The organism is Corynebacterium kalinowskii (genome assembly GCF_009734385.1).
GTDB lineage: Bacteria > Actinomycetota > Actinomycetes > Mycobacteriales > Mycobacteriaceae > Corynebacterium > Corynebacterium kalinowskii.
Genome location: NZ_CP046452.1, coordinates 1,709,734 through 1,726,640, shown reverse-complemented (window position 1 = coordinate 1,726,640; position 16,907 = coordinate 1,709,734). Strand labels below are relative to the sequence as shown.

Genomic DNA, 16,907 nt, shown 5'->3' with positions numbered 1-16,907 from the left:
GGCTCACTGTGGTTTTGTGTGTATTTGAGACACGCGCGTGATTTGGGGCTTGCTGGACTTCATTGATTCGTTACCGTACCGTGACGTCAAGAACCGAACCAATGTGAATGTGAGTGATTTCTGCCGTGGGTCAACACCAAAAGTCTCGAATTAACCGCCTTAACTCGACGCACTCTATGCCGTTGCGTCTGGCCACTGGCGGCATGCTCGCGACGCTCCTGGTGGGCGGCGTTTCCGCTGTTGCCATGAAGAAGGATGTCGTCTTGGACGTCAACGGTGAGGAAATTGCCCTCACCACCTTCTCCGGCGATGTCGCTGGCGCTCTTGAGCAGGCTGGCGTGAGCATCCAGGCGCGTGACCTCGTCGCGCCGAGCCCAAGCCAGACTCTTGCTGATGGCGAGCGTGTCACTGTTCGTTCCGCCAAGCAGGTGGCAGTGGTCATCGATGGCCAGCCAACCCGCGTGACTTCCACGGCACTGACCGTCGATGAGCTCATGCAGGAAGTTGGCGGACAAAATGCCGCTAGCAAGCTGTCCGCCCCGACTGATCAGCGGATTCCCCTCGAAGGTTTCACTCTCGATGTGGTGACGCCGAAGATCCTCAAGGTTGAAAACGCTGGCCGCGTCACCTACACGCAGCTGGCTGCTGAAACTGTTGCGGACGTACTGGACAATGAAGGCATCAAGGTTGACGGCGATGACAAGGTTGTCCCAGCCCTTGATACCCGCGTGACCGATGACACCGCCATTCAGGTAACCAAGGTGGACATTGAGTCTGTCACGGCTACCGAAGACTTCACCCCGAAGCCGACGTACATCGATGACCCTGAGCTCGCCAAGGGCGAGGAAAAGGAAGACAAGCCTGCCGTTCCGGGCAAGCGCGATGTAACCAAGCAGATTCGCAAGGAGAACGGCAAGGTCGTTTCCGAAACCGTCGTCAAGGAAACCGAGGTTGCCCCGGCAACCCCGGCCACCATCAAGCGTGGTACCAAGGAAAAGCCTGCTACCCCGTCTGTGGCAAGCGGTTCCGTATGGGATGCGCTCGCGCAGTGTGAGGCGACTGGCAACTGGGCCATCAACACCGGAAATGGTTTCTCTGGCGGTCTCCAGTTCACCCCGTCCACCTGGCTTGCTTTCGGTGGCGGACAGTACGCGCCGATGGCTTACCTGGCTTCCCGTGAAGAGCAGATCGCCGTTGCCGAGAAGGTTCAGGCTGCCCAGGGTTGGGGCGCATGGCCTGCATGTACCTCCAAGATGGGGTTGCGCTAAGCCTTCCGGTAGATTCATCAGGTATGGATGCACAGCTGCTCGGCCCGGTAGAAATTCGGCAACTCGCGGAGAAACTGGACGTTACTCCGACGAAGAAGCTGGGGCAGAACTTTGTCCACGACCCGAACACCGTTCGCATGATTGTGGCTGCCGCGGAGGTATCCGACCAAGACCACGTTGTTGAGGTCGGACCCGGGCTTGGTTCGCTTACCCTCGCCCTGCTGGACACGGTGGCTGATGTCACCGCTGTTGAGATCGATTCCCGTCTGGCCGGCGAGCTGCCAAGCACTGTGCAATGGCGCGCGCCCGATCATGCAGACAAGCTGCGGATCATCCTGAAGGATGCGCTCCAGGTCTCCCATGCTGACTTCGAAGCTGCCGGGGCACCGTCTCCAACCGCGTTGGTGGCAAACCTCCCATATAACGTTTCCGTGCCGGTGCTGCTGCACCTACTAGAAGAGTTCCCCTCCATCAAGCGCGTGTTAGTGATGGTTCAGGCGGAGGTCGCCGACCGGCTCGCAGCCAGCCCGGGCTCCAAAATCTACGGTGTCCCCAGCGTGAAGGCCGCTTTCTACGGGGATGTTCGTCGCGCCGGGTCTATCGGAAAGAATGTGTTCTGGCCTGCGCCGAAGATCGAATCCGGTTTGGTGCGCATCGATCGCTTCGCCCCAGGTACCGAGCCCTGGCCTCTCGATGATGCGACCCGCTCCCGCGTCTTCCCGCTTATCGACGCCGCGTTCGCCCAGCGTCGCAAAACCCTGCGTGCCGCGCTGTCCGGCTATTACGGGGGCGGAGCTGCCGCCGAGGAAGCCCTGGTGCAGGCTGGAATCAGCCCGAGTGAGCGTGGCGAAAAGCTCGGCGTTGCCGACTTCGTGCGGCTTGCCGGAGTGACCAAATGACAATCCTGACCGCACGCGCCCACGCAAAAGTAAACCTCCACCTCGGGGTCGGGGATGCCCGCGAGGACGGCTACCACGAGCTGGTGACAGTCTTCCAATCACTGAGCCTGCACGACGACCTCGAGGTCGAACTCCTAGATCAGTCAACTGCTGAAGGCTCCATCGTGCGCAGCCTCAGCGTCACCGGGCTTGGTGCCCCAGCCGTGCCCACCACACCGGATAATTTGGTGTGGAAAGCCATCGATATGGCGACCGAGCTGCATCGTTCCCAGGGCGGGGCCCCACTGCCGATGATCGATATTCGCCTGCGCAAGGGCATTCCGACTGCTGGTGGCATGGCCGGCGGGTCTGCTGATGCGGCTGCTGCGCTGCGTGTGATGGGGCAGATGGCGTCGATAAGCACTGCCGATTTGCTGCCACTGGCGGCCCGACTGGGCTCAGACGTGCCGTTTACGCTGCTCGGCGGAACCATGCTCGGCACGGGACGCGGCGAACAATTGGTGCCGCTGCTTTCGCGCGGGACTTATCATTGGGCGCTGGCACTCAATAGCGCGGGCTTGTCGACGCCCAAGGTCTTCCACACACTCGATGACATGCGTGCGGCTCGCCCGGATATGGCTCGAGCTGGAGACATCAAGGAGCTGTCGGCGGCGCTCCTCAGCGGTGATCCGCATGAGGTGGCGAAGTACTTGGCAAATGATCTGCAGGCCCCGGCGCTGTCGCTGCTGCCACAGTTGCGCCGCACTCTCAATGCTGGTGAGACTGCTGGGGCGCTGGCCGGAGTGGTATCCGGCTCCGGGCCAACCGTGGCGTTCCTGTGTGAGTCTGCGGAGCAAGCTGTTGACGTGGCAGATTACGTGCTAGACACCGGTGTGGCTACCTCCGTGGCCGTGGCGGAGGGGCCAGCTGGTGGGGCGGAGTTAGTGGGATAGTTCGCAGTGGCCGGGATTGCTGCAGCGTACGCTTTTCGTCAATAGAAAGTGTTCGCGGTCTATGCATTAGAATTGGCTTTCACCATGGCAAACCTGATTAACCTTGAAAATGTCACGAAGTCTTTTGGCTTGAAGACACTCCTTGATGGAGTCTCCCTCGGCGTCCAAACCGGCGAACGTATCGGCGTCGTCGGTCTGAACGGTGGTGGAAAGACCACGCTGCTGGAGATCTTGACGGGTATTGAACCGCCTGACGAAGGTCGCGTGTCGCACAATAGTGAGCTGAAGATGGCCGTCGTTACGCAGCGGGCTGAGCTTAACCCCGAGCACACGGTGGCTGATGTTGTGCTGGCCCCGCTGGGACTGCAGACATTTGAATGGGCCTCGAATGCAGCGGTTCGTGAGGTGCTCAGCGGTCTGGGAATCGTGGATCTGGGCTTAGATACGCTGGTGTCACGCTTGTCTGGTGGCGAGCGTCGTCGCACGAACCTTGCCGCCGCGCTGGTGCAGGACTTGGATCTGGTGGTTCTGGATGAGCCGACCAACCATCTCGATGTCGAAGGTGTGCAATGGCTGGCATCGTATCTGCTGAAATCCAAGATGGCTTTGGTTGTGGTCACACACGATCGTTGGTTCTTGGACACCGTGGCCACCAAGACGTGGGAAGTCCATGACGGCACCGTCGACACCTATGAAGGTGGATACAACGACTGGATGTTTGCGCGCGCTGAGCGTGCTCGCCAGGCCGATGCCATTGAACAACGCCGGTTGAATCTGGCCCGCAAGGAGCTCGCCTGGCTGCGTCGCGGTGCGCCGGCCCGTACGTCCAAGCCGCGCTACCGGATTGAATCCGCGGAGGCGCTCATCGCGGATGTGCCCGCACCGCGCGACTCCGTCGAACTCATGGCCTTTTCTAAAAAGCGCCAAGGCAAAGTCGTGATTGAGCTGGAGGATGCCCGCGTGGAAACACCGGACGGGCGCCTGCTTGTCGACGACCTCACCTGGCGGCTCGCTCCTGGCGAGCGCATCGGTCTCGTTGGTGTCAATGGCTCCGGCAAGACCACCCTCTTGCGTACCTTGGCGGGGGAGCACCCCCTTTCTGCCGGTCGTCGTATCGAGGGCAAGACCGTGGAGTTGGGCTGGTTGCGTCAGGAACTTGATGATCTTGATCCGACGCTGCGTTTGATTGATGCCGTGGAACTGGTGGCCAGCTATGTGCAGATAGGCAAGAAGGAAATGTCGGCCTCGCAACTTGCAGAGCGCCTTGGCTTTTCCGCCAAGCGTCAGCGCACCCCGGTTGGTGATCTCTCAGGTGGCGAGCGTCGACGGTTGCAGCTCACCCGCGTCCTAATGGCCGAACCGAACGTGCTGCTCTTGGACGAGCCGACAAATGACCTGGACATCGATACCCTCCAGGAGCTCGAATCCCTACTCGACGGCTGGCCAGGCACCCTCATCGTGATTTCCCACGACCGTTATCTGATTGAGCGGATTTGTGACTCCACCTGGGCGCTCTTTGGCGATGGGAGGTTGACCAATTTGCCCGGCGGCATTGAAGAATACCTGAACCGTCGCGCGGCAGCGGCTGCAGCAGAGGGAGGTGTCATCGACCTTGGTGAGAAGGACTTGCCTGCCAAGGAAGAACCGAAGATCGACGCCGCCACTCATCGCCGCGTGCAAAAGGAAATGAACGCGCTGGAGCGCAAGATGGGCAAGCTTCGAGATGCCGTCGCCAAGTACAACGCCGACATGGCTGTCGCCGCGGAGACGATGGATACAGCAAAGCTCACCGAGCTCAACGCCGCGATGAACAAAGCGCAGGATGAGCTTGATGAGTTGGAAATGCAGTGGCTGGAGCTGGGCGAAGAGCTGGAGTAGCTACTTATCGCAGAGAGCTTCGCTTCGCTCCATGTGGCATACCTTGAGGCCAACCAGCTTGAGAAACGGACCAAGAATGCTGCGCAGCACAACTGCCGGTCCTGAAATCGACGTCGTGAACTGCAGGTGACCCGTTACGGCGCCAGGTTGTCCACCGCGTACTGCGCCTCCTCTGGGGTAAATTGCTCGCCGTACTCGGAGACAAGCTGGTCATAGATACTATCGGGTGACATGCTCATGTTCTTTTGGTAGGACTTCGCCTTTTCGAGTGCGTTCTTGTTGAAGTCTGCCTTCAGGTTATCGATCGCGTACTGTGCCGCCTCGGGCGAGAACTTCTCGCCGTACTCGCTGGTCAGCTGATGGTAGATCCCGGCCTTCGACATGTGCATCGTTTTGGAGTATGACTCCGCCTTCTTTAGCGCGGACTTCTGCTCCACGGTCACCTTCGGGGCTTCCGCAGGCTTTTCGGCGACCGCAGCCGGCTTCTCCGGTGCCGCAGGGGCTTCCGCAGGCTTTTCGACGACGGCAGCTGGCTTCTCCGGAGCTGCTGCGGTCTCGCTCGGCAACTGCGCTAGCGGAGCTGGTGACATGTTGGTTACCTCCGTTGTCACAGGGGCTGGGGAAGTGGTGGTGTCGCCGCCACCAATGATGGCGTTGCAGGCCACGGCCGCGATGAACACGCCACCGATGATGGCACCCCACTTGACGCATCCGCCCTTCTTCTTGACGGGTGCCATCGGCATAGTGGGCTGAGTATATGGATTTTGGGGGTTCTGCGGGTAGGTCATGATGATCTCTCCTCGTTCAAGTTGTGTAGCCGGATTGCTGCGGTGGAATCGAACAAGACTGAGATTATTAGTGACACAAGACGCTTTGATTAGTCATTCGAAAATGTGGAATCGGATTCGCTACCCGAGGCGGGGTTGTGGCCGGTAGGGGTGCTTGCCGGGCAGGTTGGTTCGAATGGATAGGTGAGGGGGTTGGGTGTCAATGTGATGGACTTTGGAAACCGGGTCAATTCGCATGTGGGGTAAAAGGGGCTTGGTTGTCGAGCTGGGCGACCTGGAAACGTTGTGGATAAACGAATAAGGGAGATCGGCCGACTGATTTTGGCGACACGGTGTCGCTAAGTTATGCTTTGTGGGAATGTTATCGACACCATGTCGGTAACATGAGTTACTGTCCGCGCACCCGCGAAAGAACCCACTATGTACCTAGCTTTTAGAGACATGCTTTTTGCGCGCAATCGTTTTGCGCTCATGGGCATGGTTCTCGGACTCATGTCCATCCTCATCGTCATCATTTCGGGCCTCACCTCCGGCCTCGTGCATGATGGCGTTTCCGGTCTCAAAGCCTTAGATGCGAAGGCCATCGCATTCGAAACGGGCACTGAAACCGATTCTGCCTTCACTCGCTCCGAGGTAGCGCTCACCGACGCTAACAAGCTGTCCGATGCCACCCCACTCGGTCTGACCATCGTTAACGCCAAAAACCAAAACAACACTCCAGTCGATCTGACCTTGATGGGTGTCGTCCCAGGTTCCTTCATCGCTCCGGAAGGTTTGCCTAAGATTCAGCCACGTACCGACGGCCAAGCAACGAGCACGCCTCACGACGTCATCCTTTCGGAAAACCTGCAAGAGGACGGCGTCGCCATCGGTGACGTGATCACGCTTGATCGAGTGGGAACAACGCTCAACGTCGTTGGCTTTACTGAAGACCAGCGCACCTTCGGCCACGTTGCCATGGCATATGTGCCGATCGATGTGTGGCAGGAAGTCCACGCTGGCGCACGTGCCGGTGAAGCAGCGCGCCCTGAGGCCTACGAAAAGGCCTCGGTGATCGTTTCCCAAAGTGCCGACATCCCTGCAGATACAGGGCTTGACGTGCGCACGCTGAAGGAGTCCTTTGACTCCTCGCCAGGCTATGCAGCGGAAACGCTGACTCTGATGATGATCCAGTGGTTCCTTTACATCATCGCTGCCCTGGTTACCGGCGCTTTCTTCCTCGTTTGGACTATCCAGCGGGCAGGTGACATCGCCGTTATGCGTGCCATGGGCGCCACCAAGGGGTTCTTGCTCAAGGATTCCATGGGGCAGGCCGTCATCATTTTGGTGCTGTCCATTGTCGTTGGCTCCATCATCGCAACCTTCATGGGCTTTGGACTGGAAAACACAGGAATGCCCTACTTGGTCGAACTGACGCCGGTTTTGATTGGCGCACTCACCTTGTTCATTTCGGGTCTCATTGGTGCCTTCGTCGCGGTTCTTCGTGTGACTCGTACAAATCCACTCAACGCTCTGGGAGAAAACCGATGACCAACGCCCTTGAACTCAGCGATGTCTGCATCGATTACGGGGACGGAGAAAGCGTCGTGCATGCTCTCGACCACGTTTCCCTTTCCGTTAAGCCGGGAGAATTCGTCGCAGTTGTCGGCCCGTCTGGTTCTGGCAAGTCCACCTTGCTGGCAGTAGCCGGAGCGCTCACTACTCCCGATAGCGGGTCCGTAAAGATTGCCGGAACCGATGTAGCCGGAATGAACGACGCTCAGCTAGCCAAGATGCGCCGCGATCACATCGGCTTCGTATTTCAATCCACCACAAATCTGCCAGCGGCACTCAAAGCCAAAGAACAGTTGGAACTAGCGGCCCGTATTCAGGGCAAACGCGGTCGACGTAGCGTGACCGAATTGCTCGCTGCTGTGGAAATGGAACACCGCGCAGATTACCGCCCAGCCCAGCTCTCTGGTGGCGAGCGCCAACGAATCGGCATCGCCCGCGCCCTGGTCGCCGGGCCAGAATTGTTGCTGGTGGACGAACCCACCGCAGCGCTCGATCGGAACCGATCACACGACATTGTCCGCCTTCTTGCAGAAGAATGTCACGACCTCGGCGTCGCTGGCGTCATGGTGACCCATGATTTAGACGTCCTTGAGTACTGCGATCGCATCTACGAGATGACTGACGGACGGCTCACTCCTGCTGCACTAAGCTAAGCAGCTATGCCAAAGATTTCTGGATCCTCTGTAGCCGAGCATCGTGCGGCACAGCATAAAGCTGTCTTGGCTGCTGGGCTTCGTTTGATCGTTGAGCAGGGCGGGCAGCTGCCGTCGATAAGCGAGGTGGCGCGGGAGGTTGGCCTCGCCCGCTCCAGCGTTTACCTCTACGTCTCATCGGGGGAGGACCTGCTGGTTCAGCTATTGCTGGCGGAAATCCCCGCTGGACTTGAAAAGATCTCCGCAGAGATTCCGGATGGAGCTACGCAATCGGAGAGAATCGCAACGTATGCGGGGGCCACGTTCGATCTGTTTGTAGACGGCGACCATGGGCCGCTCACGGTGGCCGCGAGCCAGAACTCTTCGGCGTTCGCCGATCAGCGGGTCCAAGAAGCACACGCCGAACTCGTCGATGCGCGACAGCGACTGCTGGGTGTCGACGAGCTCTCCTGCGAGCTTATCGACGCCGCCATCGGCAAAGCTGCCAATTATTGCGCGCAACACCCGGAACAGCGGGATCAGATTCGCGCCAAGCTGCAGCGACTCAGCATCGCGATGGCAGAGGACTGACTCATCCCCGTGTGACCCTTGTGTTCTGATGATGTGTGAATATGCGGTTCTGACTGCTTAAATACGCGCCCTTGAGTGTGCGATCAGCCGGTTGCGGGCTCAAGAAGATGTTACGAATGCGCTGGCTCTGACGATTCACGCTATGTAGCTGACTGAAGCTCAGGCTCAGTAGGTTGAGCTGGAGGCAAAGTGGGTGGAGTTGGAGTGGTGCTGGCGTTGTGCCAGATCGTTATCCCACACGCTCAGGGCGATCACAACGGCACCGTTGGTCCCACTCGCAACCTGGAAAATCTCCGCTCGAATCTCGTCTGGACCGTGGTCTTGGGAGAGCGCAAGTTCATTGACGATTTGAATTTGAGCTTCGTCAGTGCGCCACCGTCTACTAAAATGACGTACAACCTCATCAACGGTATCTGGGTCTACGACACAAATCGAGGCTCCATCTTCACTACCAGCTGTGCGTTGGTATTGAAGCCGCAAGTCGTCGAACGTTGCCTTGCGACTCTGTGGACTCGAACTATCTTCTTCATGAATTAGTAAGTGCATACCCCGAATGCTAGCCGTTAAATAAGTAAAGGGTAAGTATTTATCAGCAATTGCTGGCAAATTGTAAGTCTAGGGTGACGGTTATGTGATTCGATACACTGGACATCCCGGTAGAAGTGAGGGACGCCCATGAATGTGATCGAGAAGCCGCATGTGCTCTCGTTTTGGCGTCGCTGGCGTCTCAATTCGTGGGGCTTGATTCTGGGCGGCATGATGTTTGCGGTGGCCGCGACCCCGTCTCTGCTCCCACGTGATTGGCTCTTCCAGGCAATGGCCAGCGGTTTCTCCGCGGCATCCGGATATGGCTTAGGAGTCTTCCTCAATTGGAACTGGCGGAACTGGGGCAGGGAAGTGGCCGCCGTATTCGGTCACAAATTCCTCAAGGCCTTCGCGATGGAAGAAGAGTACGCGGCGCTCAAAGAGCTGACTGATTTCCCGGAAAAGGTGTGGTTCCGGATAGAAATGTCCTTGCTGGGCGTTGTTCTGATCTGGGTCACCTACATCTCTGTTTCTGCGGTGCGCTGGCAACGCGAACTTCACCAATATATGGGCATTCCCACTCACTTCGGCTGGGAAGCGCTAGGGATTCTTCCGCTCGGACTCGGCATATGGGTGCTCATCCTCCTGCTCGTGCACTGGATGCTTGACCTCGGCAGACTCGTTGCCCGGATCGCCCCAGATCGTTGGACGGCAGCCGCGCGCTCGATTATCGCTACCGCAGTGGCACTGGGCTTGGCACTGTGGCTTGTCGATTCCGTCATTCCCGGCACCGTCATCCGCGTCTTTGAAAAAGGCGCTGCAGTGACCAACAGTGCACCTGATCCAAGTCTTAAGCCACCGAAAAGCCAGTTCAGGTCAGGTTCGGAGTACTCCTTCAACCGGTGGGAAGGCCTCGGCTCCCACGGCTCCCGCTTCGTCAGCCTCGGAATGGACGGCTCCGAAATCGCGGAAGTAACGGGAGAGCCCGCCAAGGAACCAATTCGACTGTTCTCGGGTCTCAAGAATGGTGACACTCCTGAAATTCAGGCGGATCGCCTGGTAGCCGAGCTACATAGGACCCAAGCCCACGAACGTAAAGCTGTGCTCATCGCGGGCACGACGGGCACTGGCTGGGTCAACCCGACCGCTGCCCAGTCTTTTGAGCTTCTCTATGGCGGCGACTCTGCCATCGTGGCCATGCAATACTCCAACCTGCCCTCGCCGGTACAATTCGTGGCGTCCAAGGATCAGGTCCACGAATCCGGCAAGATTCTTGTGGAATCGGTTCTAGCCTGGCGAAACAGCCTGCCCGCGGAGGGCCGCCCAGAGCTCTACTTGTTTGGTGAGTCCCTGGGAACCACCCAGGGGGAAGGCGCGTTTAGCGGTGTCAAGGACATCACTCGTCAAGTTGACGGAGTGCTGTGGGTGGGGCCGCCGAACTCTAATGAGCTGTGGGCGTCGTTAAGCCTGCGTCGCGACCCCGGCACTCGCGAGGTTGCGCCCGAATTCGGCGGTGGTACCACGGTGCGGTTTGCGGAAAACTCACGGCAGATTGGACGCATGCTTCACGACGATGCCCCGTGGAACCGCCCGCGCGTCCTGTTCATTCAACATGCTACGGATCCCATTGTGTGGTGGTCGCCGAATTTGCTGTTCTCCCAGCCAGACTGGCTCAAGGAATCGCCGGGAATTGGACGGCATCCGAGCATGAGCTGGCAGCCCCTGGTGACGTTTTGGCAGGTCACTTTGGACATGGCCAACTCCGTGAGCGTGCCGACCTATTATGGCCACAACTATGGCACGGAGGTCTTGGATGGCCTCGCGGCGATCACGGGTTACCAAGGTGATCTGGAGCCACTGCGCGAGGCCCTTGAGGTTTACTAGGTCGCAGGGCTTGATCGTTTTGCTGGAAGCAGGGATACCGTAGCCGTTGCTGTTTAAGGGTTTCGAAGTGAATCTCAAGATCAAAACGCTGCAGCTGAGCTCAGAAGAACCAGTTCAACGCAAAATGGTCAGTACGCGGGTTTCTTTACTGGCACGGAGTAGACCGCACTCAGAATTCCCGAGACGCATTCAGTATGTTTGACGGGGCATACCTTGCTTCGACTTCGTCGTAAATGTCAATGAGTTCAGACACGCTAATTCTGCCGTGTTTCGCTAGTTGAGCGGACACAAGTTCTTCTACGTCTCGATCGATTAGCTTGGTCATACCAATAAACATAGCACGGGTGCTGCACAGCTGGTTGAGTGCTTAACGTAATGCTATTGGAAGGTGTTTCCCAATCAAAAAGCAGATTGTCGGTCGTGTTGGAACAATGTTTCCGCGCAGTTTCGTTGAAAAGGCAATTGGGCATTACGTATAACCTGTTCTAATGAGCTGTCCGGGATATTGGAGTCCAACAGTGGGGGGGCGTACCAACATCATCGGGTTCTTTATGCGGAGTTCGGTATTTTATTAACTCGTCCCAAAATCCCCACGGAATCCCATTGCTCAGTGGCGATTCCGTTCAGAAGTGGCACATATGGCATGCATGGAAGGATAGGAAAAACGCTCTGAACTGCACTAACCGCGCAGTCAAAGCTCACAGACTACAATCGCCCCCATGATCCTTATCAACGTGAAGTACAAAGTTCGCCCAGAATTCGTCGCTACCTTCCGTGAACAAGTAGCTGCGTTCACCGACGCTACCCGCGCAGAAGAAGGTTGCTTGTTTTTCGAATGGTACAAGTCCACTGACGAGGACGATGTGTTCATTCTGGTAGAAGGCTTCAAGGATGACGCCGCCGAAGCTCACGTCGCCTCTGATCATTTCAAGCATGCATGCGTCGACATGCCGAAGCTGCTTGTGGAAACTCCAACAATCATCAACACCCTCATCCCAGGCAAAACCGAGTGGGACGAAATGACTGAATTCAAGGTCGAAAACTAAAAGGTAAATTTTAGGTTAAGCCTTGGGGGAAGTAGGCTGATAACCATGGGAAAAGTTAAGCCACCAAAGCTATCCAAAGAGGCCTACGAGGCCGAACTCAAGCGTCTGCAGGCCGAACTTGTTGACATGCAACAGTGGGTGGTGGAAACCGGCGCGCGCGTCGTCATCGTGATGGAAGGTCGAGACGCTGCCGGTAAGGGCTCTGCGATCAAGCGCATCACGCAATACCTCAACCCGCGCACCTGTCGCATCGAGGCCTTGCCTGCCCCGAACTCCCGCGAGCAAGGCCAGTGGTATTTCCAGCGCTACGTAGAAAAACTCCCGACCGCAGGTGAAATCGTTATCTTCGACCGCTCCTGGTATAACCGTGGCGGCGTTGAACGAGTCATGGGCTTTTGCACTTCTCAGGAGTACCGTCGCTTCCTTCACCAGGCCCCGATCTTCGAGCGCCTGCTGGTCGAGGACGGCATCCTACTGCGCAAATACTGGTTCTCCGTTTCCGACGAAGAGCAGGTCAAGCGTTTCAAGTCGCGCCTCAAGGATCCGCTCCGCCGCTGGAAGCTCTCCCCAATGGACCTGCAGTCCATTACCCGCTGGGAGGACTACTCCCGAGCCAAGGATGAGATGTTCATTCACACCGACATCCCCTCCGCACCGTGGTACACCGTGGAATCCGAGGACAAGAAGCGCTCCCGCATCAACGTCATCAACCATTTGCTGAGCTCGATCCCTTACGAGAAGATCGAACGCCCGCTGCCAGAAATCCCGGAGCGCCCAGAGTCTGTCAATGACTACGTCCGCCCACCGCGCTCTGACTTCCGGTATGTTCCAGACGTGGCCGCGCACCTTGAGGAAGAGCGACTCGCAGAAGACAAGCCGAAGAAGAAGGCAAAGAAGAAGACTAAGAAATAGTCCTTCGCGACGAGTAAACGCAGGCCACCACACCGACAGCTGTGGTGGCCTGCGTTCTCGCGTTCAGAGCATGTGGGATCCTTGAAACGCTCGTCATTGTTGCAGCGATAGTTTGTTTGAATGAACCGCTTTGAAAGGCTGGTTGGCGCATGGATATCAAATTTCGGGCACTTGCTGGAGTGTTGATGTTCGTTGGTTTTCTAGCTGCGTGTTCTGGTGAGCACACCGTCCCCACACCTACCGCATCCTCGGTCTCCACTTCACGGAATGCGGAGTCGCCACAGCCGTCGTCAGAGATCGCGCAGCCCGAATATGAAGCGGTCGATCCGACATACTTCTTCGGGCGTAACGGCTTTCCAATTTTCAATATTCGTACTAACTCGTCGGTGGTGAACTTCTGTGGAATGCAGCAGGACTTGGTCTTCTGTGGGGGCGTCGGTCCGGGGAATACTAACCAGGTGGATCTCACCGCTGGCGGCGCGCGGTATTACGTTGGCGAAGGTCCGCTGGAGCCGCAGCTTAAGTATCTCGAACCCGGGCAACGAGTTAGTTATGGACAAGCTGAATGTGCTGTCCGGACAGACAAGACCGTGGAATGCTCTGTTGGGAAGACTCGGATCTTGATTGACCCATCTACCCGGAAAATTACTGAGTTCTAACCTCCAGGCATCGGGTCCCTTCTAGGGGTAACTCTCCACATCGCCGCTAGAAGTGTGGCAAACTACAGCCTGTGGAAAATGTAGCGCAGAACACACCGGTACTGGCACACGTCGAGGGATCCGCGGGCATCCTTGAGCTCAACCGCACTCGCCAGCTGAATGCGATCAGCGGCGAGATGGTCGACATCATCAGCGAGGCGCTTCATCAGTGGGCCGACGACGATGCTATTACCCACGTCGTGCTGTTCACCAAGGGAATGAAGGTATTCTGCGCCGGTGGCGACATCAGGGCAGTGCGTGACGACGCCGCCGAAGGCAAACACGAGCGTGGTGATCATTACCTCACCCGTGAATACCGCCTCAACCTGCAGATCGCGGACTTCCCTAAGCCGTACGTCTCCTTCATTGACGGTTCCGTTCTAGGCGGAGGAATTGGCCTGGCGATGCTCGGCAGCCACCGCGTGGTCACCGAGAACTCCTTGGCCGCAATGCCAGAAATGGCAATCGGCTGGGTGCCCGATGTCGGCACCACCTACTTCATGGCCCACATGGTGGGCGAACTTGGCCGACCAATCCCGGCACTCGCATCCTTCGTTGGTTTGACCAGCTACCCGATGTCACCTGCAGACATGCTGTTCACCGGACTGGCCACTCATTTCGTCCCTAGTATCGCCCTCGATAAGGCCATCGATGCTGTTATCCAAGAGGGACCGGTGGCTCTCGAGCGATTCGCGACGGACTTCGCCCAGGAATCGCACGTGCGCAAGTACTTGCCGCTCATTGAGGACATTTTCGGTCGCGAGACCTGGCCGGAGATAGACGCAGCGATCGGCGGTGCGCCGGATGCCGCTTTCCGCGAAAGTATCCGGGACTTGATGCACGCCGCGAGCCCCACCGCGATCGTGGCTGCAACGGAAACCTATGCCGCCAACCGCAAGGCGCAATCTTTGCAGGAAGGCATCAACAACGAATACCTCATCGGCGAACTCCTGCGCCGGGATCCAAACTTCCATGAAGGCGTTCGTGCAGTGCTCATCGACAAGGACGCGAAGCCAGCATTTACCCCGGCCAACGCCCTAGAGGTAGATCCGGAGCCATATCGGGCAGCTATCGCGAATGCTCGACAAATCGTGTAACCGGGCACACATTTTATGGCACACTGGGGTCATGACTGCACCAGAAGTATTGACCTCAACTCGTTCCTCCACCGGCATCCTTGAGCTCAACCGGCCTAAGGCACTCAACGCCTTAGATCCTGAGATGATCGCCATCATCACGGCAGCCTTGGAAGAGTGGCGAGATGATCCTGAAATCCACCGCGTGGTTGTCGTTTCCAATTCTGAAAAGGGCTTCTGCGCTGGTGGTGACATCAAAGTTGTTCGCGAGCGCGCTCTAGAAGGCGATCACGAATTTGGTGATCAGTTCCTTCAGGCCGAGTACACGATGAACGCCATGATCGCGAACTACTCCAAGCCATACGTGGCGATCATCGATGGCGTCGTCATGGGCGGTGGCCTAGGTGTGAGTGCGCATGGTAGCCACCGCGTTATCTCCGAGAAAGCGTTTGCTGCCATGCCAGAAACCGCCATCGGGTTCATTCCGGATGTCGGCCTGTCTTGGATGAGTACGCATGTGGAAAGCGCCGAAGGCATTCCGTTGCCGGCTGTTGCTAAATTTGTGGGCATTACCGGTTACCGCATGCAGCCAGCCGACATGCTTTATAGCGGCCTAGCAACTCATTTCGTACCGAGCGAAAAGATCGGCGACTTCACTGACATGCTCATCGCGGAGTCAATCGACGAAGCGTTGGAGAAGTTTGCTGAAGAGTTCACGGAAGAATCGTTCCTAAATCAACACCGTACAGTGATCGAAAAGTGTTTTGGCCACGACTCCTGGGCAGAGATCGAGGCAGCCCTAGGTCAGTGTGAAGACCCTGAATTCGTCGACCTCGTGTGGGACTTGTTAAGTAGCGCCAACCCAGCCTCCGTCGTTGCGACCACCGAGCTTTACACAGCCAATGCCGAAATCGATTCCGTAGAAAAGGGCCTCAACAACGAGTACGCCGTCGGATCCGTCTTGCGTCGCCAGCCGAACTTCCCAGAGGGCGTGCGAGCTGTGCTAGTTGACAAAGATCGCCAGCCGAAGTTTGACCCAGCGAAGCCAGCAGATGTGGACCCGATTCAGTATCGTTCGGTACTGTCTTAGCTTCGACCCATCCGGAACCGGTCGTATGCAGCGAGAGCTCGCTGCTTATCGACGCCCGCGGGAACCTGTCGCTCCTTCATAGCTGCGACTCGTTCCGGCTGAGGCGCAGGCAGGCGCAGCGCTGGGTGATCGACGAGGAGCACCGCGTACGCGGTGGGTGACAGCGGAGCGAACGCATGCGTCCATATCCCGACGATTGGTTTGGCGACATCGATGAGATCCCAGTCGAAGGCGCGCTGCGCTGGCATTGTGCGGGCTACCAACGCCGGGATGTTATTGGCGTAGCCGAAGTCGAGGATCGCCCTAGCCCGTGATGCCGCCTGAGAGCGAGCAAAGTAGGGCAGAGCGTGGGTGGCTGTCCACACGTCGTCCTCGACCACGGCGAGCAGGGTTGCCGTACAGGTCAGGGGAGTTTTCTCCGCAGAAGTGAGATGAGCCTGGCCGGAAGCAGGATCGAAATAGGCTCTCGGGTTGGGGTAGATGGCTTCAAAGAACAAGCGGTGTTCTTCAGCGAAGTAAAACGCGTCCGCACGGACGTCATCAAGGCTGAGACCGCCGGCGATGTCATACACGGCACCATCGCGGCGGGTTAGGACGGGGGTTTCAGGAAGTTCGCGGACGGCAGCGAACACCTCGAGGCATCGATCTAGGTGAGCTGCCGGAGTCTCCGCTGCCGTGGCTTGCAGCAGAGCGCGCTGGGGATTGGAGCGCAGCCAATCTCCTTGCAAAGCAAGGACAACAGTGCGGTCGTGGAACGGGACTTCGATGATCGGCGCATTTTGGTAAATCGTGCGGGCGGCCGAGATGAGCTCGGGCTGCATTTGATGGGTTCCGATGAGCTCCGGAATGCCGAACACACTAGCAGCCTCGGCGATGCGCGTCGACTGCCAGGTGAGATGTCCCTCGTCGACCTCTGCAACTAGGTCAGCAGGAAAGGTGAGGTCAGCGCCGCCTCGGCGCTGGAATCGAACCTGGAAACCTTCCGAATTCTGGTTGATTTCCCGCGAAAGGACCTCACCCAGCAGTGCTTGGAAGTTGAAATCTACATCGACGCGATCAATGTAGCCGTCCCACGCAACCTCACTAATCGAGTTTGGATTTTCAAGCACTGCGGGTCCTTTCTAGTGTTCCTAC

16 protein-coding genes and 1 pseudogene are annotated in these 16,907 nt (G+C 57.7%); 15 read left to right on the top strand and 2 right to left on the bottom strand.

Going from position 1 to position 16,907, the window contains the following annotated elements; all coding sequences use genetic code 11:
- Positions 1–125 precede the first annotated feature (125 nt).
- The 5 genes and pseudogenes from CKALI_RS08190 to CKALI_RS12360 all read left to right on the top strand — a co-directional run bounded on the left by CKALI_RS08190 (position 126) and on the right by CKALI_RS12360 (position 4,977).
- Positions 126–1,268 carry a resuscitation-promoting factor gene (locus CKALI_RS08190; RefSeq protein ID WP_156192838.1) on the top strand — a complete coding sequence of 381 codons (1,143 nt, stop codon included), beginning with the start codon at positions 126–128 and terminating at the stop codon, positions 1,266–1,268.
- Positions 1,269–1,291: 23 nt separating this feature from the next.
- Positions 1,292–2,167, top strand: coding sequence for a 16S rRNA (adenine(1518)-N(6)/adenine(1519)-N(6))-dimethyltransferase RsmA (gene rsmA / locus CKALI_RS08185; RefSeq protein ID WP_197079666.1), 876 nt, complete (start codon positions 1,292–1,294; stop codon positions 2,165–2,167).
- Positions 2,164–3,099: a 4-(cytidine 5'-diphospho)-2-C-methyl-D-erythritol kinase gene (locus tag CKALI_RS08180; protein ID WP_156192836.1), complete on the top strand. Its 936-nt coding sequence runs from the start codon at positions 2,164–2,166 to the stop codon at positions 3,097–3,099. The genes rsmA and CKALI_RS08180 overlap by 4 nt, the downstream gene beginning before the upstream one ends.
- 84 nt (positions 3,100–3,183) lie before the next feature.
- Positions 3,184–4,696, top strand: a pseudogene (locus tag CKALI_RS08175) (ABC-F family ATP-binding cassette domain-containing protein); the annotation flags it as partial.
- 89 nt (positions 4,697–4,785) lie between these two features.
- Positions 4,786–4,977 (top strand): ABC transporter C-terminal domain-containing protein, encoded by a 192-nt coding sequence (locus tag CKALI_RS12360; RefSeq protein WP_407643768.1) that lies wholly within the window; start codon positions 4,786–4,788, stop codon positions 4,975–4,977.
- A 134-nt stretch (positions 4,978–5,111) separates the two neighbouring features.
- Here CKALI_RS12360 and CKALI_RS08170 read toward each other — a convergent pair whose 3' ends face one another.
- A complete protein-coding gene (locus CKALI_RS08170; RefSeq protein WP_231580440.1) occupies positions 5,112–5,714 on the bottom strand; it encodes an Ltp family lipoprotein in 603 nt (200 codons plus the stop codon).
- A gap of 471 nt (positions 5,715–6,185) precedes the next feature.
- On the opposite strand from CKALI_RS08170, the gene CKALI_RS08165 reads away from it, so the two are divergent.
- The 10 genes from CKALI_RS08165 to CKALI_RS08120 all read left to right on the top strand — a co-directional run bounded on the left by CKALI_RS08165 (position 6,186) and on the right by CKALI_RS08120 (position 15,773).
- Entirely contained in the window at positions 6,186–7,295 is a 1,110-nt protein-coding gene (locus CKALI_RS08165) for an ABC transporter permease (protein WP_156192833.1), read from the top strand.
- A complete protein-coding gene (locus CKALI_RS08160) occupies positions 7,292–7,972 on the top strand; it encodes an ABC transporter ATP-binding protein (RefSeq protein WP_156192832.1) in 681 nt (226 codons plus the stop codon). Before CKALI_RS08165 ends, CKALI_RS08160 begins: the two co-directional genes overlap by 4 nt.
- Before the next feature lie 6 nt (positions 7,973–7,978).
- Positions 7,979–8,542 (top strand): TetR/AcrR family transcriptional regulator, encoded by a 564-nt coding sequence (locus CKALI_RS08155; protein WP_156192831.1) that lies wholly within the window; start codon positions 7,979–7,981, stop codon positions 8,540–8,542.
- Between the two features lie 189 nt (positions 8,543–8,731).
- On the top strand, positions 8,732–9,079 hold the full coding sequence (locus CKALI_RS08150; RefSeq protein ID WP_156192830.1) for a hypothetical protein: 348 nt from the start codon (positions 8,732–8,734) through the stop codon (positions 9,077–9,079).
- 138 nt (positions 9,080–9,217) lie between these two features.
- On the top strand, positions 9,218–10,951 hold the full coding sequence (locus tag CKALI_RS08145; protein WP_156192829.1) for an alpha/beta hydrolase: 1,734 nt from the start codon (positions 9,218–9,220) through the stop codon (positions 10,949–10,951).
- 719 nt (positions 10,952–11,670) lie between these two features.
- Positions 11,671–11,997, top strand: a complete 327-nt coding sequence (locus CKALI_RS08140) for a putative quinol monooxygenase (protein WP_156192828.1) — start codon at positions 11,671–11,673, stop codon at positions 11,995–11,997.
- Between the two features lie 45 nt (positions 11,998–12,042).
- Positions 12,043–12,909, top strand: coding sequence for a polyphosphate kinase 2 (ppk2, locus tag CKALI_RS08135; protein ID WP_156192827.1), 867 nt, complete (start codon positions 12,043–12,045; stop codon positions 12,907–12,909).
- 149 nt (positions 12,910–13,058) lie between these two features.
- Positions 13,059–13,568 (top strand): hypothetical protein, encoded by a 510-nt coding sequence (locus CKALI_RS08130; RefSeq protein ID WP_156192826.1) that lies wholly within the window; start codon positions 13,059–13,061, stop codon positions 13,566–13,568.
- 71 nt (positions 13,569–13,639) lie between these two features.
- Positions 13,640–14,704 (top strand): 3-hydroxyisobutyryl-CoA hydrolase, encoded by a 1,065-nt coding sequence (locus tag CKALI_RS08125; RefSeq protein WP_156192825.1) that lies wholly within the window; start codon positions 13,640–13,642, stop codon positions 14,702–14,704.
- A 31-nt stretch (positions 14,705–14,735) separates the two neighbouring features.
- The gene (locus CKALI_RS08120; protein WP_156192824.1) at positions 14,736–15,773 is read left to right on the top strand and encodes a 3-hydroxyisobutyryl-CoA hydrolase; all 1,038 of its coding nucleotides are present in this window, start codon (positions 14,736–14,738) and stop codon (positions 15,771–15,773) included.
- Here the strand turns inward: CKALI_RS08120 and CKALI_RS08115 are convergent.
- Entirely contained in the window at positions 15,770–16,882 is a 1,113-nt protein-coding gene (locus CKALI_RS08115) for a DUF6882 domain-containing protein (protein ID WP_156192823.1), read from the bottom strand. The genes CKALI_RS08120 and CKALI_RS08115 overlap by 4 nt on opposite strands.
- Positions 16,883–16,907: the final 25 nt, after the last annotated feature.